The 26,969-nt window shown below is 75.3% G+C and carries 18 protein-coding genes and 1 tRNA gene; 7 read left to right on the forward strand and 12 right to left on the reverse strand.

The annotated features are described in order from the left end of the window. Positions 1 to 2 precede the first annotated feature (2 nt). Positions 3 to 629: a DUF998 domain-containing protein gene (locus tag FHD63_RS10680; RefSeq protein WP_139722055.1), complete on the reverse strand. Its 627-nt coding sequence runs from the start codon at positions 627 to 629 to the stop codon at positions 3 to 5. A 207-nt stretch (positions 630 to 836) separates the two neighbouring features. Here FHD63_RS10680 and aroA point away from each other — a divergent pair, with 207 nt between their 5' ends. The 3 genes from aroA to FHD63_RS10695 are packed head-to-tail and all read left to right on the forward strand — an operon-like array spanning position 837 to position 4,044. After that, positions 837 to 2,156 carry a 3-phosphoshikimate 1-carboxyvinyltransferase gene (gene aroA / locus FHD63_RS10685; protein WP_139722056.1) on the forward strand — a complete coding sequence of 440 codons (1,320 nt, stop codon included), beginning with the start codon at positions 837 to 839 and terminating at the stop codon, positions 2,154 to 2,156. A gap of 7 nt (positions 2,157 to 2,163) precedes the next feature. Further along, entirely contained in the window at positions 2,164 to 3,192 is a 1,029-nt protein-coding gene (gene rsgA / locus FHD63_RS10690; protein WP_139722057.1) for a ribosome small subunit-dependent GTPase A, read from the forward strand. A 27-nt stretch (positions 3,193 to 3,219) separates the two neighbouring features. Next, a complete protein-coding gene (locus FHD63_RS10695; RefSeq protein ID WP_139722058.1) occupies positions 3,220 to 4,044 on the forward strand; it encodes an inositol monophosphatase family protein in 825 nt (274 codons plus the stop codon). Here FHD63_RS10695 and FHD63_RS10700 read toward each other — a convergent pair. The 4 genes from FHD63_RS10700 to FHD63_RS10715 all read right to left on the reverse strand — a co-directional run bounded on the left by FHD63_RS10700 (position 4,004) and on the right by FHD63_RS10715 (position 9,971). Further along, positions 4,004 to 5,416 (reverse strand): M16 family metallopeptidase, encoded by a 1,413-nt coding sequence (locus FHD63_RS10700; RefSeq protein WP_139722059.1) that lies wholly within the window; start codon positions 5,414 to 5,416, stop codon positions 4,004 to 4,006. The two genes, FHD63_RS10695 and FHD63_RS10700, sit on opposite strands and share 41 nt — an antisense overlap. Continuing rightward, positions 5,413 to 6,693, reverse strand: a complete 1,281-nt coding sequence (locus FHD63_RS10705; RefSeq protein ID WP_139722060.1) for a M16 family metallopeptidase — start codon at positions 6,691 to 6,693, stop codon at positions 5,413 to 5,415. Before FHD63_RS10705 ends, FHD63_RS10700 begins: the two co-directional genes overlap by 4 nt. Positions 6,694 to 6,864: 171 nt before the next feature. Continuing rightward, a tRNA-Met gene (locus FHD63_RS10710) sits at positions 6,865 to 6,938 on the reverse strand. A gap of 63 nt (positions 6,939 to 7,001) precedes the next feature. Further along, the gene (locus FHD63_RS10715; protein ID WP_139722061.1) at positions 7,002 to 9,971 is read right to left on the reverse strand and encodes a UPF0182 family membrane protein; all 2,970 of its coding nucleotides are present in this window, start codon (positions 9,969 to 9,971) and stop codon (positions 7,002 to 7,004) included. Between the two features lie 306 nt (positions 9,972 to 10,277). Here FHD63_RS10715 and FHD63_RS10720 point away from each other — a divergent pair, with 306 nt between their 5' ends. Next, positions 10,278 to 10,841 carry a PPA1309 family protein gene (locus FHD63_RS10720; RefSeq protein WP_420853099.1) on the forward strand — a complete coding sequence of 188 codons (564 nt, stop codon included), beginning with the start codon at positions 10,278 to 10,280 and terminating at the stop codon, positions 10,839 to 10,841. 1 nt (position 10,842) lies between these two features. Here FHD63_RS10720 and FHD63_RS10725 read toward each other — a convergent pair whose 3' ends face one another. Together FHD63_RS10725 and FHD63_RS10730 are read right to left on the reverse strand one after the other, a co-directional pair. Further along, positions 10,843 to 12,003: a YlbL family protein gene (locus FHD63_RS10725; RefSeq protein WP_139722062.1), complete on the reverse strand. Its 1,161-nt coding sequence runs from the start codon at positions 12,001 to 12,003 to the stop codon at positions 10,843 to 10,845. Beyond that, entirely contained in the window at positions 12,000 to 12,428 is a 429-nt protein-coding gene (locus FHD63_RS10730; RefSeq protein ID WP_139722063.1) for a molybdenum cofactor biosynthesis protein MoaE, read from the reverse strand. The genes FHD63_RS10725 and FHD63_RS10730 overlap by 4 nt, the downstream gene beginning before the upstream one ends. Positions 12,429 to 12,610: 182 nt before the next feature. Between FHD63_RS10730 and FHD63_RS10735 the strand changes: the two genes are divergently transcribed. Both FHD63_RS10735 and FHD63_RS10740 read left to right on the forward strand, forming a co-directional pair. Continuing rightward, the gene (locus tag FHD63_RS10735; RefSeq protein WP_139722064.1) at positions 12,611 to 14,014 is read left to right on the forward strand and encodes a zinc-dependent metalloprotease; all 1,404 of its coding nucleotides are present in this window, start codon (positions 12,611 to 12,613) and stop codon (positions 14,012 to 14,014) included. A gap of 64 nt (positions 14,015 to 14,078) precedes the next feature. Then, positions 14,079 to 14,837 (forward strand): hypothetical protein, encoded by a 759-nt coding sequence (locus FHD63_RS10740; RefSeq protein WP_139722065.1) that lies wholly within the window; start codon positions 14,079 to 14,081, stop codon positions 14,835 to 14,837. Positions 14,838 to 14,858: 21 nt separating this feature from the next. Here FHD63_RS10740 and FHD63_RS16640 read toward each other — a convergent pair whose 3' ends face one another. From FHD63_RS16640 to nudC, 3 genes are all read right to left on the reverse strand, one after another. Further along, on the reverse strand, positions 14,859 to 15,167 hold the full coding sequence (locus FHD63_RS16640) for a WhiB family transcriptional regulator (protein WP_345617109.1): 309 nt from the start codon (positions 15,165 to 15,167) through the stop codon (positions 14,859 to 14,861). 489 nt (positions 15,168 to 15,656) lie between these two features. Continuing rightward, positions 15,657 to 17,762 carry an ATP-dependent DNA helicase UvrD2 gene (locus FHD63_RS10750; RefSeq protein WP_170215599.1) on the reverse strand — a complete coding sequence of 702 codons (2,106 nt, stop codon included), beginning with the start codon at positions 17,760 to 17,762 and terminating at the stop codon, positions 15,657 to 15,659. Further along, complete coding sequence (gene nudC / locus FHD63_RS10755) at positions 17,759 to 18,706, reverse strand: NAD(+) diphosphatase (protein WP_238705624.1); 948 nt, start codon at positions 18,704 to 18,706, stop codon at positions 17,759 to 17,761. The genes FHD63_RS10750 and nudC overlap by 4 nt, the downstream gene beginning before the upstream one ends. A 113-nt stretch (positions 18,707 to 18,819) precedes the next feature. On the opposite strand from nudC, the gene FHD63_RS10760 reads away from it, so the two are divergent. Then, positions 18,820 to 20,454 (forward strand): phosphotransferase, encoded by a 1,635-nt coding sequence (locus FHD63_RS10760; RefSeq protein WP_158296758.1) that lies wholly within the window; start codon positions 18,820 to 18,822, stop codon positions 20,452 to 20,454. Here FHD63_RS10760 and FHD63_RS10765 read toward each other — a convergent pair. Both FHD63_RS10765 and FHD63_RS10770 read right to left on the reverse strand, forming a co-directional pair. Next, a complete protein-coding gene (locus FHD63_RS10765) occupies positions 20,418 to 23,750 on the reverse strand; it encodes an ATP-dependent helicase (protein ID WP_139722070.1) in 3,333 nt (1,110 codons plus the stop codon). The genes FHD63_RS10760 and FHD63_RS10765 overlap by 37 nt on opposite strands. Further along, positions 23,747 to 26,965, reverse strand: coding sequence for an ATP-dependent helicase (locus FHD63_RS10770; RefSeq protein ID WP_158296759.1), 3,219 nt, complete (start codon positions 26,963 to 26,965; stop codon positions 23,747 to 23,749). Before FHD63_RS10770 ends, FHD63_RS10765 begins: the two co-directional genes overlap by 4 nt. Positions 26,966 to 26,969: the final 4 nt, after the last annotated feature.

The raw sequence follows: 26,969 nt of genomic DNA on the forward strand, positions 1-26,969 counted from the left end.
GCTCAGCCCGACCTCGAGGTCAGCAGCCGCACCGACTCCACCAGCAGCGCGAGGAGCAGGCAGGAGACGATGATCATCTGCCCGGTGCCCTCCTGGACCAGGGCCGGGGGCACGCGGTTCTCGGCGCAGAAGAGCAGCGCCACCGTCGCCAGCACGCCCCGGGTCGGCCGACCGCGCTCCAGCCACGCCGTCTCCGGCCGCACGGCGGAGAGCAGGAGACCTCCTGCCGGGACCACCAGCGCCAGGATCACACCCGCCAGGTGCACGGCCCCGGTGTCCCCGGCGGGGAAGACCGCGGCGACCACCAGGCCCAGGCCCATGACCGCCACGCTGCCGGCGAGCCAGCGGCCCCACCGGGCGGTCAGGCAGAGCGCTGACGCCGTCAGCAGCACCCCGGTGAGCAGCAGCCCGACATTGAACGCCGTCGCGCCGGGCGAGCAGATCCACCGCCCGTCCCGGGGCCGGCAGGCGCCGTCCCCCAGGTCGCTGATCATGTTCACCGACCAGACGAAGGTCGTGCCCGTGGTATGGATCGCCGCCCCGACCGTGGCGGCGAACAGCAGCATGGCGGCCAGCACCCCCGCACCGCCGAGCACCGCCCGACGGTTCGACACCGGGGAGCGAGTCATCTCGGGCGGTCCTTCGGCCTCGGGCAGCCAGGGGTGCGTCGGACAGGTCCGCCGGTCCGGGACGGACCGAGCCTGCTCGACCTGGACCAGGAGGAGCGGACGGCACCCACCGACCGACGCGGGAACGGTAGCACCGAAGGTCCCGGGCGGCGGTGGAGGCGCTAGGTTTGACCCGGGACCGAGACCACGACGAGGGAGCCACCTGCGATGACCGACGCGCCGACCTGGGCCGCGCCCCTCGCCGACGGCCCGATCGACGCCCGGGTCCGCGTGCCGGGCAGCAAGTCGCTCACCAACCGCTGGCTGGTGCTCGCCCTGCTGGCGGACGGGCCGAGCACCCTGCGTCACCCGCTGCGGTCCGACGACAGCCTGCACATGGTCGGCGCGCTGCGGGCCCTCGGTGCGGAAGTGGACGACGAGGACCCGGAGGCCTGGGTGGTCCGGCCGCCGGAGGGAGGACCTCGGGGTGGGGTGGACGTCGACTGCGGGCAGGCCGGCACGGTCATGCGCTTCGTCCCACCGGTCGCGGCCCTGGCCGACGGCATGGTCCGCTTCGACGGGCACCCGAGCGCCCGTGCCCGGCCGGTCGGGCCGGTGCTCCGGGCGCTCGCCGACATCGGGGTCGACGTCCACGACGGTGGGAGGGGGACCCTGCCCTTCGAGGTCCTCGGCCCGCTGCGCGACGACGGCTCCGGCCGCGCCCCGCACGTCCGCATGGACGCCTCCGCCAGCTCGCAGTTCGTCTCCGCGCTGCTGCTCGCGGGTGCGGCATACCCGGCCGGCCTCCGGCTGGAGCACACCGGGACGACGCTGCCGAGCCTGCCGCACATCGAGATGACGCTGGACGTCCTGGGCGCGGTCGGCGTCCACGTCCAGCGCCCGGACCCGACGAGCTGGCTGGTCCCTCCCGGCCCGGTGCGCGCGTTCGACGTGGCCGTGGAGCCCGACCTGTCCTCGGCCGCCCCCTTCCTCGCCCTGGCGGCGGCCACGGGAGGATCGGTCCTGGTGCCGGGCTGGCCGGAGCGGACCACCCAGCCGGGTGCGCGGATGCGCGAGGTCCTGGAGGCCGTCGGAGCCCGCACCGAGACCACCGCCGAAGGGCTGCTCGCGACCGGTGCCGCGGACGGGCGGCTGTCCGGCGTCGACCTGGACCTGTCCGAGGTGGGGGAGCTCACCCCCGTGGTCGCCGCACTCTGCGCGCTGGCCGACTCCCCCAGCCGGCTGCGCGGGGTGGCGCACCTCCGGGGGCACGAGACCGACCGCCTCGCCGCCCTGGCTGCCGAGCTGGGACGCCTGGGCGCCCACGCGCAGGAGCTGCCCGACGGCCTCGCCATCGAGCCCGGCGACCTCGTGGGCACCCGGCTGCGCACCTACCACGACCACCGGATGGTGATGTTCGGCGCGGTGGTCGGGTCCGTGGTGCCCGACGTCGTGCTCGAGGACCCGGGGGCGGCGGGCAAGACCTTCCCCGGCTTCGACCTGGCCTGGGAGCAGGCCCTCGGCGCTGCCGGCGGGGACGAGGGATGAGCCCCGCATGAGCGGTCGCTACGACCACCTCGACGAGTCGGACGTGCGCGTCCGGCCCTCCCGCAAGGGGTCGCGGCCCCGCACCAAGGACCGGCCCTCCCACGACGACGCCGTCCGCGGGGTGGTCACCACGGTCGACCGGGGGCGCTACACCGCCAGGGTGGCGGACCGGACGGTCGTCGCCATGAGGGCCCGCGAGCTGGGGCGCAGCCGCATCGTCGTCGGCGACCGGGTCGGGATGGTGGGCGACACGACCGGGCGACCCGACTCGCTGGCCCGCATCGTGCGGGTCGAGGAACGGCGCACCGTGCTGCGGCGCAGCGCGGACGACTCGGACACCGTGGAGCGGGTCATCGTCGCCAACGCCGACCAGCTGGTCGTCGTGACCGCCCTCGCCGACCCCGAGCCGCGCGAGCGCATGGTGGACCGGTGCCTGGTCGCCGCCTACGACGCGGGCCTCGACCCGCTGCTGGTCCTCACCAAGGCCGACCTGGCCTCCCCCGACGCCTTCCTGCGCCACTACGCGGCGCTCGACGTGCCCTCCGTCGTGACGGCCACGGTGCCCGGCGAGGGCGGCGGCGCCGTCGACCCGGCCGCCGTCGAGCGGGTGCGCGAGGCCCTGCTCGGCCGCACCAGCGTGCTCGTCGGCCACTCGGGGGTGGGCAAGTCGACCCTCGTCAACGCCCTCGTGCCCGACGCCGCCCGCTCGACGGGTGCGGTCAACGCGGTCACGGGACGGGGGCGGCACACCTCCACCTCGGCCGTCGCCCTGGAGCTGGCCGGAGGCGGGTGGGTGGTCGACACCCCCGGTGTGCGCTCGTTCGGCCTCGGGCACGTCGACCCGGCCAGCTTCGTGGAGCACTTCGAGGACCTCGCCGCGGGGACCGCGGGGTGCCCACGCGGCTGCAGCCACGACGAGCCGGACTGCGCCCTGGACGCCTGGGTGGACGAGGGGCGCGCGGGGCCGGCCGGTGCCGCCCGGCTGGAGTCGTTGCGCCGGTTGCTGCGCAGCCGGACCGGTGAGGACCACGGCTGAACGCTGACCAGCGGTTACGGTGAACGGGTGCCTGGCTACGACGACGACCTCAGACTCGCCCACGTCCTCGCGGACGCGGTCGAGCGCACCTCCCTCGAGCTCTTCGGGGCGCTGCAGGACGAGGTCGAGGTGGACGCGGACGGGGCGCTCGTCACGCCGGCCGCCCAGCGGCTGGAGGAGCTGCTGCGCCACCAGCTGCACCGCACCCGCCCGCGCGACCGGGTCGAGGGGCGCACCATGGAGCCGGCGGGGCACGGCGCCCGGCGGTGGGTGGTCGACGCCATCGACGGCACGGCCAACTACGTGCGGGGCGTGCCGGTCTGGGCCACCCTCATCAGCCTGGTCGTCGAGGACGAGCCGGTGCTGGGTCTCGTCGCCGCGCCCCTGCTCGCGCGGCGCTGGTGGGCCGGCGTCGGTTCGGGAGCGTGGACCGGCCGGACGCTGTCCCGGGCGCGACGGATCGAGGTGTCCGAGACCGAGGTGCTCGACCACGCCTCCCTGTCGACCGACGACGTGGCGGGGTGGGTGCACGGCGACCACGGCGCCGGGTTCGCCGCGCTGACCGACCGGGTGTGGCGCACGCGCGCCTACGGCGAGTTCTGGAGCCACGCCCTGGTCGCCGAGGGCGCGGTGGACCTCGCCCTCGCCGCGTGGGCCGACGGCTACCAGCTGGCGACGCTCGCACCGCTGCTGCGCGAGGCGGGTGGCACCGTCACCGACCTGGCCGGCGCCCCGGCCGCCTCGCCGCTGAGCCCGACGGCTCAGGCCCACCCGGTGGTGGCCACCAACGGGAGGGTGCACGAGGAGGTGCTCACGATGCTGGGCCAGGCGGGCGGGACGGCCGAGGGCTGACCTGCGGCGGCTCGGCCGTCCGCACGGTCCCGAGACCGGCCTGCGCGACCGGGGCGATGGCCTCGGGGTCGCCGACGACGACCACCGTCCACCCCGGCCCGGTCCGGACCTCGTCCCACGCCTGCGCCGCCCCGGACGGCGTCAGGTCGCGCACCTGCTGCAGGGTCCTGGTCACCGTCTCCGGGCCGAGCCCGTCGCCCACGAGCGAGACGAGCTCGTCGGCGATGCTGTCCGCGGTGAGGTAGCGGGCCGGCGCGGTCATGGCGACGAAGTCGGCCGCCTCGCGGACCTCGCGCCCGGTCAGGTCCTCCCCCGGCGTGTCGAGGATGCGCAGCGTCTCCTCCAGGGCCGGCAGGGTCGCGTCCGCGCGGACCGCACCCCCGACCACGCACTGCCCTCCGACCTGCCGCGGCCGGAAACCGAGCCGCATCCCGTAGGTCCAGCCACGCTGCTCCCGCAGGACGCGGTCCAGACGTGCGTGCGGAGCGCCGCCGAAGAGCATCGAGAGGGTCTGGTAGGTGCCCCACCCGTGGGGCGTCCGCCGGTCCGGTCCGGGGCGCGCGAGGAGCAGCTCGGTCTGGCCAGCGCCGGGTCGGGGCACCAGCACCACCTGGTCGGCGTCGGCCGCTCGCTCCGCCCGGCGCGGCCGCCCGACGGACCCGGGCGGGGAGGACGGCTGCCACGACCCCAGCGTGCCGGACAGCAGCCGGACCGGGTCCCCGACCGCCGAGAGGTCCCCGGCCAGGACGACCACCCCTCCCTGCGGCCCCAGCGTGCCGTGCCGGGACCGCAGGACGTCCGGCGTGAGGGAGGCGACGGAGGCGGTCGTCCCCCCGAAGGGCACGCGCGCCCGCTCCCCGGCCGCGTAGTAGGCCTGGCGCAGCTCGTGGTGGGCCCGGCCGGTGGGGTCCGCCAGCTCGTGGGCGACGTCGGTCAGGCGGTGGCGCACCTGGCGCGCCACCTCGGCCTCGGGGAAGGTCGGCTCCCCCAGGCACTCGACGAGCAGGTCCAGGGCCGTGCCGAGGTGCCGCGCGGTCACCTCGAGCCCGAGGTGGACGACGTGCTCCCCGGCCCCGGCGCCCAGCGCGATGCCGTGACGCTCGAGGAGCTCGGCGAGCTCGGTCGCCGGGCGTGCGGCCGTGCCCTCGTCGAGGCAGCGAGCCATCATGAGGGTCGAGCCCTCGCTGCCCGGCTCCTCGCGGCTGATCGGCGCGGGGAGCGCGACGCGCAGCGAGAGCACGTGCTGGCCGGGCCGGTCGACGACCAGGAGGTCCAGGCCGTTCGGCAGCCGGGTCCGGGCGGGCTCGGGGAAGCGCCAGAGCGCGGGCTCCCCCACCTCCGGGCGTCGGCGGACGCGGGCGGGCGGCGTCATCCCTCCTCCTCCCAGCGGTAGACCAGCGTGGCCATGGCCTCCGGGACGAGGTGACGCGCCGCGGCACGGCCCACCTGCTCCGGCGTCACGGCGAGCACCTCGTCGACGTAGCGGGCGACCTGAGCCGGGTCGTCGAAGAGGAGCGTCGCCCTGCTGAGCAGGTCGGCCCGCTCGTCGTGACCGGAGAGGGCCTCCAGCCACGACCGCTCCGTGTCCGCCGCCGACGCCTCCACCTCGACCGGCCTCGGCCCACCGTCGGCGAAGTCCACCAGGATCTCGCCGAGCTCCTCCTCGACCGTCCGGGGGTCCACACCCTCGGTCACGTCGAGGACCAGGAGTCCGAGGGACGTGCCGTCCCGCAGCCCCAGCGCGCTCGCGGACGCGCCGCTGACGACGTCGGCTCCCCTCACCAGCCGTTCGTGGACCCGGGAGACGGACGAGGAGACCAGCGCGTCCAGAGCCATGGCGCAGGGCAGGAAGTCCGGCTCGGTGACCCCGGGGAGACGGGCCGCGAGGTAGATGCGCTCGGAGGGCAGCTCCGGCCCGCCCACGACGACCTCACGCACCGGGCCGGTCAGCGGTGGGAGCGCAGGGCTCCGTGGCGGCCGCGGCGCCGTGGCGTCCTGCAGGTGGCCGAAGTAGGTGTCGACGAGGTCGAACCCCTCCTCGACACCCACGTCGCCGACGAGGCTGAGCACGCTGGTGCGCGGACCGTAGTGCGCCGGGTAGAACGCCCGGACGTCGTCGAGGGTCGCGGCCCGCAGGTCCGTCATCGAGCCGATGGTCGGGTGGTGGTAGGGGTGACCGGGAGGGAACACGAGCTCACCCAGCCGGGAGAGCGCGGTGCCGTACGGCACGCTGTCGTAGCGCTGGCGCTTCTCCTCCACCACGACGTCGCGCTGGTTGTCCAGGGTGCCCTGGGTGAGCGCCGGCAGCAGGTGCCCCTGCCGGTCCGCCTCCATCCACAGCGCGAGCTCGAGCGCGTTGCGCGGGACGGAGGCGACGTAGGACGTGCGGTCGAAGCTCGTCGTCGCGTTGGCCCGCCCCCCGCGCGCCATGAGCGCCGCCATGTGCTCGCCCTCGGCGACCAGCTCGCTGCCCTGGAACATGAGGTGCTCCAACAGGTGCGCCAGCCCGGTCCGCCCCGGCTCCTCGTGGCGCGACCCCACATCGACCCAGAGGTTCAGGCTGACGCTCGGGACGGCGTGGTCCTCGCTGACGACGACCTGCAGGCCGTTGGCCAGGGTCCGGCGGGCGACAGGCAGGTCCAGGGGCATAGGGACGCCAGCCTATGCGCCTCGTCCCCGGGCGGGTGCACCCCGTCGGGGCCCGGTCGACGCGACGGCGGACGCACCGGGAGCTCCTGGGGACGCATGAGGGAACGCCTGGGGGACGACGAAGGGCCGGACCGTGTGGTCCGGGCCTTCGTGCGCGTCCGACGCGATGCGTAGCGGGGGCAGGATTTGAACCTGCGACCTCCGGGTTATGAGCCCGGCGAGCTACCGAACTGCTCCACCCCGCGTCGTGGTGAGCACCACCTTACGTGATGGTGAGCCACCCACCAAATCCCGGTCGCGGGCCGGGCTCAGGGCTCCTGCGTCTGCGCCGCTCCGTCGTCGCTCGCGTCGTCGTCGCCGCCGACGCTCACCGAGCCGCCGGAGGGGTCGGCCTCGACCGCACGGTCGATGGCCTCCCGCAGCCGCTCCTGGGCCTGGCCGTAGGCCTCCCAGTCGCTCTCCGCGAGCGCGGCCTGGCCGTCGTCGTAGGCGGCCTGGATGTCGGCCAGCGCCTGCGCCAGCGCGTCCTGGTCCACCTCGCCGGACCCGCCGTCGCCCTCGCCACCGGACGCGCCGTCCCCGTCGTCCGGAGCCTCGCCGTCGGCGGGGCGGCCGGCGTCCCCGGCGTCCCCGGCCGTCGCTCCGGAGTCACCACCGAAGAGCTCGTCCAGCGCCCCGTCGAGGGTGTCGGACCAGGCGAGGTCGTTGCCGAAGGCCACGACGACGATGCGCTGCAGCGGGAAGGCGTTGCCACCCTGGGCCTGCACGTAGACGGGCTCCACGTAGAGCAGCCCGCCTCCGACCGGGAGGGTGAGCAGGTTGCCCATGAGGACCTCCGACGCCTCGGCGTTCCGGTTCAGGTTGAGGAACTGGGACAGCGTCTGACCGAAGGCCTCGGAGTTGGCGTCCGAGGAGTTGATGTCGTTCTGGAACTGCCCGGGTCCGCGCACCGTGGTGTCGCGGGGAAGCACGAGCATGCGCATCTGCCCGTAGCCCTCGCGCCGTTCGCCGGAGGTCGTGCCCGCCTCAGCGTCCACGGCGACGTACCCGGTGAGGTTCTGCCGCTCGTCGCCGCGCGGGATGTAAGTCGTGGTGAGGCTGAAGGTCGGCTCCTCCTGACCGGGCATCGTCACCGACAGGTAGTAGGGAGGCATGTCCGGCTGGTTCTCGCCCGAGACGGTCGGGTCCTCGGAGACCGCCCAGAAGTCTTGCCCGGTGAAGAAGGACCCGGCGTCGTCCACGTGGTAGCGGGCGAGCACCTCACGCTGCACCTTGAAGAGGTCCTCCGGGTAGCGCAGGTGCGCCATCAGCTCCCCGTCGATCTCGGACAGCGGCTGCACGGTGTTGTCGAAGGCCGCAGACCAGGCCCGCAGCAGCGGGTCCTCTTCGTCCCAGGCATACAGGTCGACGCTGCCGTCGTAGGCGTCGACGGTGGCCTTGACCGAGTTGCGGATGTAGTTGACCTGGCCACCTCCGATCGAGGTGACGTTGTCGGCCGTCGCCTGCACCGAGTCGACGGTGACCTCGCCCAGCTCCTCCATCTGGCTGTAGGGGTAGCGGTCGCTGACGGTGTAGCCGTCGACGATCCACTTCACCCGGCCGCCGACCACCGCCGGGTAGGGGTTGCCGTCCAGCCGCAGCCACGGCGCCACCCGCGCTACACGCTCGCGCGGATCGCGGTGGTCGAGCATGCGCGACTCGCTGTTGACCGAGTCCGACAGCATGATCTCGACCTGCCGGTACTTGATCGCGTAGGCCGCCCGGCGCGCGAAGGTGCCCATGGCCACCCCGCCGCCACCGCTGTAGGTGTTGCGCACCTCACCGGTGTCCTGCCCGCTGACCGGGTAGTCCAGTTCACGCGGGGGCTCGTCCGCGGGTGCCCCGACGATGGAGTACTCGGGCGAGGACTCGCCGAAGTAGATCCGCGGCTCGTACTCCCCCAGCTCGCCGACCGGCGGGATGTTCTGCTCGAAGAAGATCGGCTCGCCCTCGGGCGAGCGACGGTTGCCATAGCTGGCCACGACCCCGAACCCGTGCGTGTAGACCGTGTGGTCGTTCACCCAGTTGCGCTGGTCCGCGGAAATGCCACCCAGGTTCAGCTCGCGGACCGCTATGACGGTGTCGACCAGCTCGCCGTCGACCTCGTAGCGATCGACGTCGAGGGCCTCGGGGAACTGGTAGTAGTTGCGGACACCCTGCAGCTGCCGGAACGTCGGGGAGACGATGGAGGGGTCCACGATGCGGATGCCGGGGATGGTCTCGGCGTCGCTGCGCAGCTGGCCCGGCTCGGCCTCGGTCACGGCGTTGTAGTCGGTCTTCTCGATGTCCTCCAGCTCGTAGGCGCGGAGGGTCGAGTCGATCGCCCGCTGGATGTAGGGCGCCTCCAGCTGGGCCTCCGAGGGGTTCACCCGGAACTGCTGCACCAGCGAGGGGTACACGCCGCCCAGCACCAGCGCGATGACCAGGAGGCCGGCCAGCCCGACGATGGGCAGCCGCCACGTCCTCGTCCAGATGGTCGCGATGAAGAAGGCCGCGCAGAGCAGCGCGGCCACCGCCAGGATGCTGCGGGTCGGCAGCAGCGCGTTGACGTCGGTGTAGGTCATGCCGGTGATGCGGGCGTGCTGGGTCATCGACAGCGAGAAGCGCTCGACCCAGTAGCCGGCGGCCCGCACGACGAGGATGAGCGCGAGGAGCACCGCGAGGTGGATGCGCGCCGCGGTCGTCGTGCGCCGGCCTCGGCTGCCCCCCTGCAGCTGGATGCCGCCGTAGATGTAGTGGGTGAGGAGGGCCCCGATGAGGCTGAGCCCCAGGACCAGAGTGGCGAAGGAGATGGCCATCTGCCAGAACGGGAGGCTGAAGACGAAGAACCCGACATCCATCCCGAACTCGGGGTCGACCTCACCGAAGGGCTGACGGTGGATGAAGAGCAGGACCGTCTGCCACTGGGCGGCGGCGGCGGTGCCGGCGAACAGCCCGAGCACCGCGGGCACGGCGATGAAGACGAGCCGGCGCACCGGGTCCAGCGCGCTGCGGTAACGGTCGAGGGCGGCCTGCTCCGGGGTCGAGGGTGCGTAGATCGGCCGGTGCCGCCAACCGAGCCAGAGACCGGACCACACGACGCCTGCCGTGACCACCGCCGCCAGGACGAACAACCCGACCTGGGTGAGGAGCCGCGTGACCAGCACCTCGCGGAAACCCAGCGCCTGGAACCACAGCAGGTCGGTCCACAGCGTCGCGCCCCAGCCCAGCAGGCTGAGCAGCGCGAGCACGATGAGCACGGTCGGCAGGACCCGTCCTCGGGGAAGCCCCCTGCCGCCGCGGCCCGAGCGACCCCTGCCGCCCCCTCCCCCGCTCCCGGAGGCCGGACGACCGGGTCCACCGCCGCGGGCTCCGGGATCGGCGCCGGCGCGCTCTTGGCGTCCTCCAGACCAGCCCTGACCGGCGGGTCCGCCGCCGTTACCGGCAGCTCCACCGCCGCTCTCGTCCGGGTCCGGGCCGGGCTCTGGCTCGCGCTCGCTCACCGTGGCAGCGTAACTGCCGTCTCTGTGCGTCCCCACGGCGACCCGGATGCGACGATGGGCGACGTGTCCCCCATCGACCCTGATGCCCCTGCGGCCACCGACCCGTCCCGCCCGAGCGCCCTGCTGCGGGCTGCCGTCGACACCGAGAAGCATGTCGCGCGCTCGGGGTGGGACCAGCCGCCCCGGCTGTTCGCGCTCGTGCGCACCGCGCTGCTGCGCGAGCGGGAGCCCTCCCTCGCCGGCCAGCTCGCCGATCCCGAGGACGACGGGTTCACGGCCGTCGAGCAGGAGCGGCTGCCCCCGACCGCCGACCTGGAGTCGCTGCTGGGCCGGATGGCCTGGCCGCCGGACGTCGAGGGCGTGGCGCTGTCGGTCGAGCGCATCGTCGTGCCACCGGAGGCCGAGCGCGAGCTCCCGCAGGGGCCGCGGGAGGCGACGGACGCCCTGATGGCCCACCCCGACCGCAAGGACGTCCGGCTGCTGGCCGCCTGCCTGCGGGACGGCTCACGCACCTGCCTGCTGCGGCAGCGTGACTTCGACGAGGACGACGCCGTGGCCGTGGGGCCGGACATCGCCCCCGGGCTGACCCACGCGCTGGCCTCGACCCTCGTCGACGGGTCGGACTAGGTCAGCCGGTCTGCTCGGCCTGGTCCTCGAGCTCCTCGGCGCAGGTGGGGAGGGACAGGTCGTCCGCCGCTGTGCCGGAGGACGCCTCGAGCTCGTCGATGACCGCCAACGCGTCGTCGAAGGTCCCGACGGGCACCACCGTGAGCCCGCCCGGGTCGCTCTCGACGACCTCGGTGCAGTTGTCGCTGGGGGCGAAGAAGACCTCGGCGCCCGCCTCGCGGGCGGCATACATCTTCTGCGTGATCCCCCCGATGCCCCCGACCGTCCCGTCACCCGTGATCGTCCCGGTGCCGGCGATGGAGCGTCCCCCGGTGAGGGCACCCGGCGTGATCTCGTCGTAGACCGCCAGCGAGAACATCAGGCCCGCGCTGGGTCCACCCACGTTGCCGGCGTCGATGGTGACCTCGTAGGGGTTGTCGTAGACCGGCGCGAGGTAGACGCCCACGATCGTGCGCCCGCTCTCCTCGTCCAGGCGGGTGGGCACGTCGAGCTCGACCTCCTCGCCGCCGCGCAGGACCGTGACCGGGACCTCCTGCCCGGGCTCGACGGCCTGGATCTGGTCGCGGACGGCCGTCGTGTCGCTGACCTCCTGGCCGGCCACCCGGACGATCTCGTCCTCGACCTCGAGCACCCCGTCGGCGGGGGCATCGGCGATGACCTGGGCCACGACGACGTTCTCGTCGATCTGCACCCCCTGCGCCCGCAGCGCCACCACGGCCGCGTCGTCCTGGGAGTGCTGCATGAGCTCGGTGTTCTGCTCCCGCACCTGCTCGGCGGTGACGTCCTCGGGGAAGACCTCCTCGCGCGGCACCACGGTGGTGGAGGGGTCGATGCTCGCCCGCAGCGCCTCCCACGCCGAGACGGTGTCACCCGGCCCGCCCTGGAGCCGGATGGTCGTGAAGTAGAGATGACCCTCGGTGTCGTCGTAGGTGGGGAGCTCGTCGTCCACGCTGACGATGTCGGCGCCGTCGATCTGCCCGAGGGTGTCGTAGACGGGGCCAGGCACGTAGATGACCCGCTGCACCGTGACGAGGTTGAGCACCGACCCGGTGAGCACGCCCGCGGCGACCACGACGAGCAGCACGGCGGCGCTGACCCCGACGCGCGTGTGCGGGGGCTGGCCCGTCCGTCCCTCGGTCCCGGTCGGCACGTCCGCGCTCACAGGCCCACCCACTCGTGCTCGTGACCGTCGAACTCCTGCCGCTTCCAGATGGGTATGCCGCTCTTCAGCTCCTCGATGAGCCGGCGGCCCGCCTCGAAGGCCTCGGCACGGTGCTCGGCCGCGACGGCGCACACCACGGCGAGGTCGCCGACCTCCAGCGCACCGACCCGGTGCACGGCATACACCCCGTGCACCTGGTCCTGCTGCGCCACCGACGTCGCCAGCGCCGTCAGCCGCTCGCCGGCCTCCGGGTGCGCCGAGTAGTCGAGACGGGTCACCCCGGCGCGTCCGGAGTCGTGGTCGCGGACCGTCCCGACGAAGATGGTCACCGCGCCCGCCCTCGGGTGCCGCACGGCGCTCAGGGCCTCGTCGACGGACAACGGCGCGTCACGCACCCCCGCGACGATGGACTGGTCCTCGCTCATCGCGTCATCATGCCTGATCTCCCTGACGGCTCCCGGACCGCCCCGCAGGCGGCGGGAACTCTGCCGCCCCCGCCGTTGTTGAGACCAGGGAAGGGACGGCCCGCACGACCGGCGCCCGGCGTCGCCGTCCGTCTCGTGACAGGCTGGGGCGCCGGCACCCCCGAAGGAGAAGGACGAGGACCGTGGCAGATCAGGACAACCCGGAGCGTCGCGACGAGCCCGACCCGCTCGAGGCGCTGTTCGGCGGGCCCGTCCCGCCCGAGCTGCGCGAGACCCTCAGCTCCATGGGGCTGGGCGACCTCGGCCCCGACCAGGTGGCGCAGATGCGCTCCCAGCTCGAGATGCTCATGGGCGGCGGCGGTGGTGACGACGGCCCGGTCAACTCCGAGCTCGCCCGCGACGTCGCCCGCCAGGCGGTCGCCGAGGACGACTCGTCGATCAGCGAGAGCACCCGGCGCGACGTCGAGCAGGTGGTCCAGGTGGCGACGCTGTGGATCGACCAGGTGACCGACCTCCCCCGGCCGGAGGGCGCCGCCCTGGCGCTGAGCCGGGCCGAGTGGGTGGAGCGCACCCTCCCCCTGTGGGAGCGGTTGACCGCACCCGTGGCCGAGGGTCTGCAGTCCGCGATGACCGCCGCCATGGAGCAGCAGCTGGGTCAGCTGGGCGAGGAGGGGGCACCCCCCATCCCGGGCCTTCCCCCCGGGATGAACCCGGCGGCGATGATGGGCCAGATGGCCCCCATGGTGCGGCGCATGTCGGCCAGCATGTTCGGCGGCCAGGTCGGACAGGCCGTCGGCACCCTGGCCGGCGAGGTGCTCTCCGGCACCGAGGTGGGTCTGCCGATCCTCGGCGACGAGAGCGTGGCGATCCTGCCGGCCAACGTCGCCGACTTCGCCGACGGCCTCGAGGTGGACGCCGGCGAGCTGCACCTCTACCTCGCCGTGCGCGAGGCGGCCCGGGTGCGGCTCTTCGCCGGGGCGCCCTGGCTCGGGCCGCAGCTGCTGACGGCGGTCGAGGAGTACGCCCGTGACATCCGGATCAACACCGAGGGCATCGAGGAGGCGGTCCGTCACGTCGACCCGCAGGATCCGGGGTCGCTCCAGGACGCCCTCGGGGACAGCCTGTTCTCCAACGACCACAGCCCCGCGCAGCAGGCCGCGCTGACCCGGCTCGAGACGCTGCTCGCCCTCGTCGAGGGCTGGGTCGACGTCGTGGCCGCCCAGGCGGTCGGCCCGCACCTTCCCCACGCCGAGGCGCTCGCGGAGGCGGTCCGCCGCCGACGGGCGACCGGTGGTCCCGCAGAACGGACCTTCGCCTCGCTGGTGGGGCTGGAGCTGAGGCCGCGTCGGCTGCGGGACGCCGCCAACCTGTGGGCGGCGCTGGAGTCCCGCCACGGACGCGACGCCCGGGACGAGGCCTGGGGACACCCCGACGTCGCACCCACCGGCGCCGACCTCGACGACCCGCTGGGCTTCGTGGAGCGGCACGGTGCGCTGGCGGCCGGGCTGACGGTCACCGACGAGGACATCGAGCGGCTGCTGAGCGATGGCGAGGATCCCGGTCCGCAGGGCCGCGACGACGCCTGAGGGCTGAGGCCCGGCCCTGTGGACAGCCGGCCGACCCCCGCCCTGCGCGTGGCAGGGTCGGTCCATGACGGACGGGCGGACGGCCGACGGCGGACACCACTGGTGGCCTCCCGGCCCGGACGGCGCCCTCCAGCTCGGTGTGGGTCCCGGTGCGTGGGCGGTGTCGGGCGGACTCCCCACGGGGCCTGCACCGACCCTGGGGTGGAGGGTGGTCGAGCGGCTCGCGGCCACCCCGGCGCGTCGGGACCGTGACGTCACCGCCACCGACGTCCGTGGGCCTGGTCACCTGGTCGGCAGGCTGCGCGCCTGCCTCACGGACGGCGCGGCGCCGCGCCCCGACGTCCCTGCGGACCGGCACGGGCAGCCCGGGGTGCCCCCGGAACGGCCGACCACGACCGGGCGCGCCGTCGTGAGCGTGCACGACCACCTCGTGCCCGTCGGGACGGCCCGGCAGCCCGGGCTGGTCGGCCGGGCGGTGCTCCCGGTGGTGGCGCAGAGCGCCCGGGTGGTCATCGGGCCGTGGACGGGCCTGCCCGGCGGACCGTGCCTGCACTGCCTCGACCTGCACCGCCGTGACCACGACCCGACCTGGCCCGCCCGGGCCGCCGCGCTCGAGGACCCGCTCACCGCACCGCTGCCACCGGAGGTGTCCGACGAGGTGGTCCGCGTGGTGGTCGCGCTGGTCGCGCTGCTCACCGCCCGCGTCCCTCCCACGGCCACCGGGGCCGCCCACGAGGTGGGCCCCTGGCACCCGCACCTCGTCACCCGCCGCTGGTCCCGGCACGTCGCCTGTCCGTGGCACGGGGCCGCCGGGGTCGGCTGAGCGCCGACCCCGGTGCACCGCTCAGGCCGCCACCTCGTCCTTGCGGGGCCGGCCCCGGGGCCGCTTGCGCGGCACCACCCGGCCCTGCAGCAGCAGCTGTCCGCCCCACACGCCCCAGGGTTCGCGCCGCTCGAGGGCCCCGGCGAGGCACTGCTCGCGCACCGGGCAGGGACCGCAGAGCTCCTTGGCGTGCTCGACCTCCGCGGGGAGCTCGGCGAACCACAGGTCCGCCGGGTGCTCGTGGCACGGCACTGCCGCACGTCCGGGCACCAGCTGGGGTCCGAGGAGTGCGTGGGTGGTGTCGTGCTCTCGACGCGCTGCGGGATACACGGTGGTTCCTTCCTGATGTCGGTGCTGCTGGGGTCGGGGGCTGGTCGTCATGGCGTCTGTCTTCCGAGGTGGTCGGATCCAGGACCGCCGATGACGCCGGCGTGACCGGCGAGCAACGAGAACGGCCGCGGATCCTCTGGCGAGGACTCGCGGCCGGAACGGGAAGGAAAGCCTTCTACGGTGTCCGTGCTGAGCCCAGGCCCTGGGAGGGGTCGGCAACGTGCGGGAACGACGTCTGCGCGCTTCCGGAGCCGAACGGCTCGGTGGCGGACGTCTCCACGAGGACCGTGGCGCGGGGGCGGACGGTCCGGAGGGTGGACGCGGCGTGAGTCGCTCGGGCGGGGAAGCCGCCGGTGACGATCGTGTTCTCCATCGTGATCCACCCTCCTCTCTCGGTGCGCGTGACCCCAGGGCACCAGGGCCGTGGGCTTGACTCGGTCACTGTATGCCCCCCTCGAGCGCGGCGCAACGCTTTTTCGGGGACCGGCCTCAGCCGGCGGCGGGAGGCGTGTCCGAGAGGATCGCCAGCACCGCGTCGCCGTACATCTCCAGCTTGCGCTCCCCCACCCCCGAGATCTGCGACAGCGCGCCGCGGTCGGCCGGCACCTGCTCGGCGATCGCGACCAGGGTGGCGTCGGTGAAGACGACGTAGGCAGGCACGGCGCCCTGCGCCGCCACGCCGCGTCGCCACTCCCTCAGCGCGGTGAAGGTCGCCTCGTCGTAGGTGGGTGGGCACGCGGCGCACCGGCCGATCTTGCGCTCCCCCGCCCCCGCGAGGACGGCGCCGCAGGACCGGCAGGTCCGGGGTGGCCGGGGCGCGCGCCGACCACCCTCGCGACGGCCGCCTCCCCTGCGCCCGGACTGCGCCCCCGAGCCGAGGACCCCGGCGGCCGAGGCCAGGAAGGGTGAGACCGAGCGGCTCGCCCGTCCGCCCGGGCTGCGGGCGCCGGCCCAGCTCACGGTGAGCCGGTGTCGGGCCCGGGTGAGCCCGACGTAGAGGAGGCGTCGTTCCTCCTCCACCCGCTCGGGCGTGTCGGCGAGGGTGATGGGCAGCAGCCCGTCGCTGGCCCCGATGAGGAAGACCGCGTCCCACTCCAGGCCCTTCGCGGCGTGCAACGAGGCCAGCGTGATGCCCTGGACGGTCGGGGCGTGCTGCTCCTGAGCGCGTCGGTCCAGCTCGGCGACGAGGTCCGCGGTCCGCGCAGCCGGGGTCTGCTCGACCAGGGAGTCCGCCAGGAGAGCGAGCGCCTGGAGGCTCTCCCAGCGCTCCCTCACCGCGCCCGAGCCCTCGGGCGGCCTCGGCGCCCACCCGGCGCCCGCCAGGACGTGCCGGACCGACTCGCCCAGCGGTCGGCTGCCGTCGTCGGAGCGCACCGCGGCCCGCAGCAGCACGATCGCGTTGCGCACCTCGGCGCGGGAGAAGAAGCGCTCGCCACCGCGCACGAGGTAGGGGATCCCGGCCCGGGCGAGGGCGCTCTCCAGCACCTCCGACTGGCTGTTGGTGCGGTAGAGCACCGCGATCTCGCTGGCCTCCTGCCCGGCGTCCAGCAGCGCCCGGACGCCGTCGGCGACCCCGGCGGCCTCCGCCTCGTCGTCGGGGTAGGAGGTGAGGACGGGGGCTGGGCCGTCGGCCGCCTGCGCCACCAGGTCGCCCGAGGTGTCCCGCTGCCGGCCGCCCGAGGCCAGCACCAGGTTGGCCAGGTGCACGATCTGCGGGGTGCTCCGGTAGTTGCGGACGAGGCGCACACGGCGCGCCTGCGGGTGCAGCGTGGAGAAGCCCAGCAGGTGGTCGGCGCTCGCGCCCGTGAAGGAGTAGATCGACTGCGCGGGGTCGCCCACGACGCAGACGTCCTCGCGCCGCCCCCGCCACAGCTCGAGCAGCTGCTGCTGCAACGGGTTCACGTCCTGGTACTCGTCGACGACGAAGTGGCGGTACTGGTCGTGGATGGCGGCGGCGATCTGCGGGTGCTCGTCGAGCATGCCGACGGTGAGCAGCAGGACGTCCTCGAAGTCGATGACGTGACGCTCGGAGCACACCTCGTGGTAGGTCTCCAGCAGCCGGGCCACCGCGGTCGCGTCGAGGTCGGCCACCGACCGACGCAGGGCGCGCGCCCGCGCCGCGTAGGTCTGGGCCGTGAGCATGGAGACCTTGGCCCACTCGATCTCGGCCGCCACGTCGCGCAGTGCGGGGCGATCCAGGCGCAGCCGCAGCCGGCCGGCGGCCTCGGCCACCGCCGGTGCCTTGTGCGCGACGACGGTCGGGGGCGGACCGCCCACCGCCTGCGGCCAGAAGAACTGCAGCTGGCGCAGGGCCGCGGCGTGGAACGTCCGAGCCTGGACCCCCCGGACGCCGAGGTCGCGCAGACGGGTCCGCATCTCCCCCGCCGCGCGTGCGGTGAAGGTGACGGCGAGGAGCCGGTCGGGGGGGTAGGCGCCGCTCGCGACCCCGTAGGCGATCCGGTGGGTGATGGCCCGGGTCTTGCCGGTCCCGGCACCGGCGAGCACCACCATCGGTCCCAGGGGCGCGGCCGCCACCTCCCGCTGCTCGGGGTCGAGGCCGTCGAGGATGGTGTCGGGGTCCGGGGCTGTGCTCACCGGGGCACCGCAGGGCCGTGCCCGGGCAGCGGACCGCCGAACCACTCCTCGATGAGCCGGTGGGCGACCGAGACGCGGGAGGGCAGGGTGACGCGCCCCTCCCGGAGCCCCTCGCTCAGCTGGTCCCGGGTGTACCAGGAGGCGGACCGCAGCTCGCTCTCCTGGACGGTGAGGTGGGTCTGGCCGGTCCGGGCGCGGAAGGCGAGCATCAGCGATCCCGGGAAGGGCCACGGCTGGTTGCCGCGGTAGACCAGGCCGTCGATCTGGACGCCGACCTCCTCCTCCACCTCGCGGGCCACCGCCGCCTCCAGGGACTCGCCCGCCTCCACGAACCCGGCGAGGACGGACAACCGCCCCTCGGGCCACGGTAGGCCGGTGGCGAGCAGGAGCCGGTCGTCCGGGTCCGTGACCGCCATGATGACGGCGGGATCGGTGCGCGGGTGGTGCTCCGACCCGTCGCTCGGGCAGCGGCGCAGCCACCCTCCCTGCACCACCTCCGTCGCTGCCCCGCACCGGGGACAGTGACCGTGACGGTCGTGCCAGGCCCGCAGCGCGGTCGCCGCCGTGAGCAGCCCCGCGTCCCGGTCGTCGAGGTCGGCGCCGACCTCTCGCAGCCCGGCCCAGGTCAGGTCCTCACCCTCCTGCGTAGGGTCCTCGCCCTCGCGCGTCTCCCGCGGCGCGGTCACCGCCACGTAGTCGACCCCGGCGTCCCGGCCGAGGAACCAGGGCTCCCGCCCGGCGTCGCCCTCCCGGGGCGGGCGCAGCCGCAGCCGCGCCGGGCCCGCCAGGACCGCCACCGCGTCCCCGCGCAGCTCGAGCACGCGCGTCTGCGGGCGGTCGAGGAGCGCACCCAGCTCGGCGTCGTCGGTCCGCACGCGCGCGAGCCGGTCCACCCGGGACCGGGAGAGGGCCAGGTCCAGAAAGGTCTCGTCGGCAGCACTCACCCGGACACTGTAGGTCCCGAGGCTGACGGTCCCGCGGCGCCGGGGGCGGGCCGCTTCGGGGACGTGCCGGTGGAATGACGCCCCCGGTACGGCACACGGCATACGGTGGGGGCGTGAAGCGCACCGACCTGGCCCTCGCTGCCCTCGCGAGTGCCGCCGTCCCCGGGATGAAGCCGGTGACCGTGGCCCGGATGAGCGTCGAGAGGGGGGCCGAGAACGAGCTCGAGCAGGCCGTGGTCGAGGACGCCACCGGTCGACGGTGGCTGGTCCGCTCGCCCCTGACCGCGATGGCCGGGGCCCGGCTGCACCGCAACGACGAGCTGGTCCGTCAGCTCACCCGGCACCTGCCGTTCAAGGTGCCCGCCGCCGCCGGTTACGCCGCGGTGGGCGGGGAGGGGCACGCCGCGGTCTACCCCCACGTCGAGGGCGCCACCCTCGACTTCACCCGGCTCCCCGCGGGCGCCGGGCTCGCCCACGCCGTGGGCCGTGCCGTCGCCGCCATCCACAACATCCCCGCGGCGGTCTTCGAGGAGCAGGACGTGCCCTCGTTCGACGCCGCCGGGTGGCGACAGCGCCTCATCGCCGAGGTGGACCGGGCCGCCGAGACGGGACGCGTGCCCACCCGGCTCCTCGGCCGCTGGGAGGAGGCCTTCGACGCCTCCCCCCTGTGGCAGTTCGCGAGCACCCCCGTGCACGGGTCCTTCCGTGGCGCCACCGTGGTCGTGGCCTTCGCCGACGACGAGGCCGACAGCGGTCGCGTCGTGGCGGTCACCGACTGGGACGAGGCCATGGTGGGCGACCCTGCGGCCGACCTCGCCGAGGTCTACTCCCAGGCCTCCCCGGAGGCGTGGGAGTCGGTGCTCGACAGCTACGCGCTCGCTCGTGCCCAGCGCCCCGATCCCTACCTGCACGCCCGGGCCCGCCTCCTGTCCGAGACCGGTCGGCTGCGGGGGCTGGCGCAGCACGTGGCCTCCGGCGACGAGGAGTCGGCCCGTCGGGTCGTCGAGGTGCTGCGTCGCATGGACCGCCTCACCGAGGACGAGGACTCCCTGGTGCCGACGACCGCCCGCGGGGGTGGGGCCGCTGCCGCCGCGGTGGTGGCCGGGCGCACGGAGCGCGAGGAGGACCCCGCTCCCGTCGGCGACCCGGACCCGCACGGGGACGCGACCGGGCTCGAGGCAGGTCCGTCCTGGGGCTCCGGGGCGGCTGAGCAGGACGCGCCGGTCGAGCGGGCCGCGCCGGGCGAGCACGACGTGCCGGTCGAGCAGGCCGCGTCGGGCGAGCACGACGCACCGGTCGAGCAGGCCCACCGGTCGGAAGCGGACCCGTCCTGGTCCGATGGCCAGCCTGTGCTGACCGGTCCCCCGGAGGGCGGCGAGGAGCTGGACGAGGAGGACGACGACCACGACGGCTACGACGCCGTCCCGCGGCCCGACCCCTACCTCGACGACGGCGATCCCGACCCGCACCCTGACGACCAGGCGGCCGACCCTGGTCCTGGCCCGTCGTCCGCCGCGGCGCAGGATGCCGGTGCGGACACCGACATCACGACGGAGGTGCCGGTCGTGCGCCCCGGCGGGCCCGGCGACCAGCTCGACACCCCCCTCGACCCGGAACCCGAGCAGACGGACGGCTCGGACCCGCAGCCCGACCAGGACGACGCCCCCGAGGACGCCGAGCTCCTCGACGACGACACCCGCCTGCACGAGCTCTACGGCATGCCCTCCGAGGAGGACCCGGGCCGCTGACCGGCGCGCGGTCGTTCCTGCACCGCGGACGGGTGGCTCTCGTCCAGGAGCTGGGTGAGCTCGGCCTCCGTGGGCAGCGTCGGGCGGACGGTCGTGCCGTTCGAGGCGTAGAAGAAGGCGGCCCGCACCTGGTCCTCAGGCAGCCCTCGCAGCCGCGCGTAGGCCAGGCGGTAGACCGCCAGCTGGACCGTCCGCGCCTGCTGCTGGGCCGGGCTCCCGGGTGAGCCCGTCTTCCAGTCCACGACCGTGACACCCCCGTCGGCGTCGGGGAAGACGGCGTCGATCCTGCCGGCCACCGTGCGTCCGGCCAGGGTCGTCTGGAGGGGCACCTCCACCGCGAGCGGGACGCGGTCGGCCCACTCGCTGTCCAGGAAGTGCTGCTGGAGCGTGGCGAGACCGGAGACCTGGTCGGCGGTGTCGGGCGCCGTGGTCAGGTCGTGGAGGTCGACGAGGGTGGCCGCGGCGTAGTGCCGCTCCACCCACGCGTGGAAGGCCGTGCCCACCCGGGTCCTGGGCGTGGGCGGCACGGGCAGCGGGCGGCGGAGGTCCCGCAGGTAGGCGTCACGGTCGGTCGCCAGTGCGACCACCGCCGACGTGGACAGGTGCCCGGGGAGCTCGGGTCCGTCCCGACGGGCCTGCCGGTCGCGGCGCTCGGCGAGCAGCAGGTCGACGGTCTCGACCCAGGGGTGCCTGACCTCGCCACCCGGGTCCGCGGACGGGCGACCCACGGACCCCGCGGCGACGAGGGCGGCCGCGACGTCCCGGACGGTCTCCCGCCGGTCCCCGCGCGAGACGGGCCACGGCGCCGCCGTCTGCTCACCGAGGCGGGGGTTGAGCAGCTCCTCCCCAGGCTCGGGCATGTCGGCCCACGGGCCGACGAGGACCCCGGGCAGGTCACGGACCTCGTCGAGGAAGCGCGAGGTCACCCGGGGCTGCTTCCCCGTCGACCACACGGGGGCGGTCAGCAGCAGCCGCCGGCGCGCGCGGGTCAGGGCGACGTAGGCCAGCCGGCGCTCCTCCTGGACGGCGAAGCGTCCCTGGTCGAGGGCGAGCTGCTCCAGCGCCCCCCGCAGCGCCCGGGTGTCGGGGATCTGGGACCAGGGCAGGTCGGGCCGCCCCTCCCGGTCACCGCGCAGGGGGGTCGGGAGGCGACCGATCCCCGCGAGCCACCCGTTGTCGGTGCGCTCCTTGGTGCGCCAGCGCCCGTCCCGGTGCTCCGGGGTGACCCGCCCGGAGGGGAAGACACCCTCGACCAGCCCGGGGACCGCCACCGCGTCCCACTCCAGGCCCTTGGCCGCGTGGACGGTGAGCACCTGGACCGCCGTCGCGTCGACCGAGACCTCGGCCAGCTCGGGGGTCTCGGCATCCTCCAGCCCTCGCTGGTGCTCCCGCGCGGCGTCCAACCAGTCCAGGAAGGCGCCCAGGCTCGCGCGGTCCGCCCCGTGGTCGAACCCGGCGGCGACCTCGACGAGGGCGTCCAGCGGCGCCCGACCCCAGGTGGGGTGCAGGTCGGGGTCGGCGGCCACCTCGATGTCGAGCCCGAGCAGCCGCTCGGCCTCGGACACGAGATCGGGGAGCGGGAGACCGGCGAGGGAGCGCACCCGGTGGAGCACCTCGGCCAGCCAGGACACCCGGTCGCGGCCCTGGGCCGACAGGCGCTGGCCCTCCTGACCGGTCCAGGACTCGCCCGGGACGTGCTCGAGCGCCTCGGCCAGCACCGGCGCGTGCTCGCGCTCCCGGGCCACCACGCCCCCCGCGGCCCGGGCCAGCTCCCGCGCACGGGCCCACAGGGCGTCCAGGTCCGCGGCGCCGAGACGCCCGACCGGGCCGGCCAGCAGACGCATCACCTGGTCCCCGCGCGTGGGCTCCTGGGCCACCCACAGCAGAGCGACCAGGTCGAGGACCTCGGGCGTGTCCAGCAGCCCACCCAGGCCCACCACCTCGACCGGCAGGCCGCGCCGGCGCAGCGCGTCGACGACCGGCCCGAACTGGGCACGGGTGCGGCACAGGACGGCCGCCGTCGCCGCCCCCGCGGAGCGGTCCCGCACCCAGTCCGCCACGTGCTCCGCCTCGGCCACGTGGTCGACGAGGCGGGCCACCTCCACCGTCCCCGACCCGGCCCCTGGACGCGCGCGCAGGGTGGCCACCGGCACGGTGGTCTCCTCGCGCAACGGCCCGGACACGGCGTTGGCCGCATCCAGCACCCTCTCGTCGTTGCGCCACGAGGTGCTCAGCTGCTGCACCAGCGCCGGGCGCCCGTCGACGGCGAACTGCTCGGGGAACCGGGTGAGGGTGGTGGCGCTCGCACCCCGCCAGCCGTAGATGGACTGGTGCGGGTCACCGACCGCGGTGACCGGCATCGCCTCCCCGGCGAAGAGCGAGGTGAGCAGCACGAGCTGCGCCTCGGAGGTGTCCTGGAACTCGTCCAGCAGCACGGCGGCGTACCGGCTGCGTTCCGTGGCCCCGACGACGGGCACGTCACGGGCGAGCCGCGCGGCCAGCGCCATCTGGTCGCCGAAGTCGAGGGCCCCGCGCTCCGCCTTGGCCCGGCGGTAGGCGAGCACGAGGGGGTACAGGCAGGCCTGCTGGCGCAGGGTCGCGGCCAGGTCCCTCCCGGCCTTGAGGGGCCGACCGTCGTGGGGCAGGTCCTCGTAGCGCTCCGCCAGCTCCAGCAGCAGCTGCTCGGCGGTCCGTGGCTCCACGAGGTGCTCCCCGAGCTCGCCCGAGAGGGCGATGACCGCGCGGACCACGGTGCTGGGCGCACGGTCCACCGACGCCATGTCCCCGTCGTAGCGGGTCACCACGTCGTGCGCGAGCTGCCAGCAGGCGGCCTCGGAGAGCAGCACGGCGTCGGGCTCGACACCGAGGCGCAGCCCGTGCTCGCTCACGAGCCGGCCGGCGTAGGCGTGGTAGGTCGAGATGGTCGGCAGGTCGAAACCGTCGACGCCGCCCGGACCGGCAGGTCCGTCGGCCCGGTCGCCGAGGTCGTCCCCGGACCAGAGACCGACCTCCCGCAGCCGGCGCAGCTTGCCCGTGAGCCGGGTCGTCAGCTCGACCGAGGCCTTCCGGGTGAAGGTGAGCCCGAGGACGTCCTGGGGTGCCACCAGTCCGTTGGCCACCAGCCAGAGCACCCGCGACGCCATGGTCTCGGTCTTGCCGGAACCCGCCCCGGCGACGACGACGCCGGGGCGCAGCGGTGCCGTGACGACGGCCGCCTGCTCCGGGGTGGGTTCCGGGGTCCCCAGCGCCCGAGCCAGGTCCTGCGGGGAGAAGCGGGCCTCGGTGGAGCCGCTCACCGTGCGCGCCCCTCGGGTTGCAGCGGGCAGGCGAAACGGGCCGCGCACCGACGGCACACCCGATCCTGGTCCCGCGCCGTGAACTCGGCCCCGGCCATGCGGGTGGCGGCCCCCTGGATCGCGGTCAGCGCCCACCGGGGGTCGTCCGCGGCGTCCAGCGGTGGTTGCGACTGCTCGACCCTGCCCGGCGCCCCCAGCTGCACGAGCCGCGCGCCCCCGCTCACGGCACCCAGGTCGGCGAACGCCCCGTGCGACACCGCGACCTGGTATGCCGCGAGCTGGGCGTGCCGGTCCACCTCCCCCCGCGGGACGGCCGTGCCCCCCGTCTTGAGGTCGGCGACGACGAGGGACCCGTCGGCCTGCCGCTCGAGGCGGTCGACCGCCCCGGTCAAGCGCGGCTCCCGGGCCCCCTCGCCCTCCCCCGGCGGCAGGGCCACGGCCAGGTCGAGCTCCGCACCCACGAGCTCGCGCCCGGCCTCCCGGGCGTCCCGGACGTAGGAGGCGTAGCGCTCGAGCATGCGGTGCGCGGCCTGGCGGGTGCGGTCCGAGACCCATCCGTCGACGAGGCCCAGGTCGGGCCACCTGCGGTCCAGCTCGGTGACGAGCTCGTCGGCCGGAGCGTCCGGGCGGGTGGCGACGACGTCGTGGACCAGGGTCCCCAGGGCCGCGCCGGAGGCCTCCCCGGTCTCGGCGCCCCTCGAGGTGAGGAACCACCGGAGCTCGCAGTCCAGGAAGGTCTGGAGCCGGGACGGCGAGACCCGGACCGGCCCCTCCGGCTGGACGGGGGCCGTGCTCGACAGCTCCCGCAGGTCCCACCACGCCGCCGGGTCGGCCCCCGGGACCTGCTCGCGCGCCAGGCGCACCAGCAGCTGCACGGCGGCCGTGCGGGCCTCGTGGTCGCCGTCGCGATGGGCCCGGACGGCGCCGCGGCGCAGGTCGCCGGCCAGGCCCCGCAGCGTGAGGGGAGGGGGCACCTCGACCGGGGGCCGGTCGCGGAACCCGGGGTCGACGAGGTCCAGCAGGGCGGAGGGCTGGTCGTCCGTGCTGGCCGTGGCCGTCACCAGCAGCTCCTCCCGGGCCCGGGTCACCGCCACGTGGAACTGGCGCAGCTCGTCCGAGCGCACGGCGGCCTGCGCGTGGCGCCACGCCTCGGTGCCCGTCACCGGCCGGCCCTCGACAGCGGCCACCAGCGCCTGCGACCCCAGCAGCGAGTCGCGCAGGCGCAGGTCCGGCCAGACCCCCTCCTGCACGCCGACGACCGCGACCCGACGCCACCGGCGGCCGGCCGCCGAGTGGGGGGTGAGGATCTCCACGGCCTCCGGCTGCTGCCCTCCCACCACGAGGGTGTCGGCCGCCACCTCCGCTCCCCGGACGGTGTCGAGGAACGTCCTGGCCCGAGCCCCCGGGAGGCGGTCCACGTGGTCCTCGGCGGCCGCGAACAGGACGAGGACCGCGTCGAGGTCGCGGTCGGCCCGGGCACCCAGCGGGCCCCCGGCCAGCGCCTGGCGGGACCACGTCCTCGCCAGGCCGCTGCGGGACCACAGCGCCCAGAGGATCTGGTCCGGCCCGGGAGGCCCTGGCACCGGGTCCGCCGGTCGTCGAGGCGTCGCGGGTGAGGTCTCCGGCGCCTCCTCCCCGGCGTCCGGCACCACGACGTCGCGGCCGGACTGCAGGACCTCGGCCACCCGCCGCAGGGGCTGCAGCTCGACCGGCACGTCGTGCGGAGCCTGCCGTCGCAGGTCCGGGTCGCTGAGGCGCAGGGCGAGCAGCTCGTCCGCGCCCCGGCCCCCACCCTCGGCGAGCTCGGCCGCCCGGACCTGCCTGCGGAGCCGGCGCAGCCCCACCGGGTCCAGCCCGCCCAGGGGACCGGTGAGCAGGTCGACGGCCTCCTGGGGGGCGAGCGACCAGCCCGGGTCGTCGTCGGCGCCTCGGGTCACCACGTCGAGGGCCTGGAGCAGAGGACGCACGGCGGGGTCCGACCCCAGCGGCACGGACGACCGGTCCGCCCGCACCGGGACACCACCGGACGTCAGCGCCCGCCGGAGCGCGGCCTGCTGCGCGCGGCTGCGGGCGAGCACGGCGAGCTCCTGCCACGGCACCCCGTCGAGGAGGTGCGCCTGGCGAAGCCACCGGGCCACCAGGGCCGCCTCCTGGGCCGCGCTGCGGGTGACGTGGACGTGGACCGCTCCCGGCGGCGCCCCGTCTGCCGGTCGACGGTGACCGGCCGCACCCACCACCCCGATGCGCTCGGCCACCCGGTCCGCCGCGCGTCCGACCTCGCCGGCCACGCCGTGGCGGGTGCCCAGGGTCAGGGTCGCGGGCCCCGCCGGGCCCGACCAGCGCCGGGCCAGCTCCAGGAACGCGCCCGGGACGGCACCGCGGAACCCCTGCACGGCCGAGTCGGGGTCCCCCACCAGCACGCTGTCCGTCCCCGGGGGACGCACCGCGTCGAGCAGCCGGGCGGCCGAGGCGGTGAGCTCCTGCGCGTCGTCGACCAGGAGGGCCCCCACCCGCTCGTGCACCCGGGCGCGCAGGCCGGGATCGGTCTCCAGCGCCTCCGCCGCGGCCGTGCAGATCCAGGCCGGGTCGTAGCTGCCCGGCTCCGCGAGGGCGGTGACCTGGTCGTACTCCTCCAGGACGGCACCCGCACACGCCCACTCCGGTCGACCGTGGACCTCCGCCAGGGCCTCGAGGTCCTCCCGCCCCACGCCGTGCTCGACCGCACGCATGAGCAGGTCGCGCAGCTGGGCCCGGAACCCGTCCGTGCGGCGGGCCCGGTCCAGCTCCTCGGGCCAGGGCGGGCCCCCGCCGTCCGCCTCGTGCCCGGCGAGCAGCTCGCGCAGCACGGCGTCCTGCTGGGCGCCGGAGATCAACCGCGGCATGGGTCCGTCCTCGTGCGCGGCTGCCAGCCGCAGCACGGAGAACGCCAACGACGCGGCCGTCCGGGCGAGCGGCTCGGTATGGGTGGTCGCGAGGTCCTGCCCGACGAGGGCGCGCATCCGGCTGGCCGCCTGCCGGGTCGCGGCGACGACCAGGCAGCGGTCCGGGTCGAGCCCCTCACGCAGCCGGGCCTGCGCGTGCGCGACGAGCCCGCTGGTGCGACCGGTGCCGGGGGCGCCCAGGACGAGGAGCACGCCGCCGCGGTGGTCCACGAGCCGACGCCGGTCCGGGTCGTCGCCCGGCGGTCGCCGCGGCTGCGTCTGGGGTGAGGCCATACGA

Source organism: Serinicoccus chungangensis (assembly GCF_006337125.1).
Lineage (GTDB): Bacteria > Actinomycetota > Actinomycetes > Actinomycetales > Dermatophilaceae > Ornithinicoccus > Ornithinicoccus chungangensis.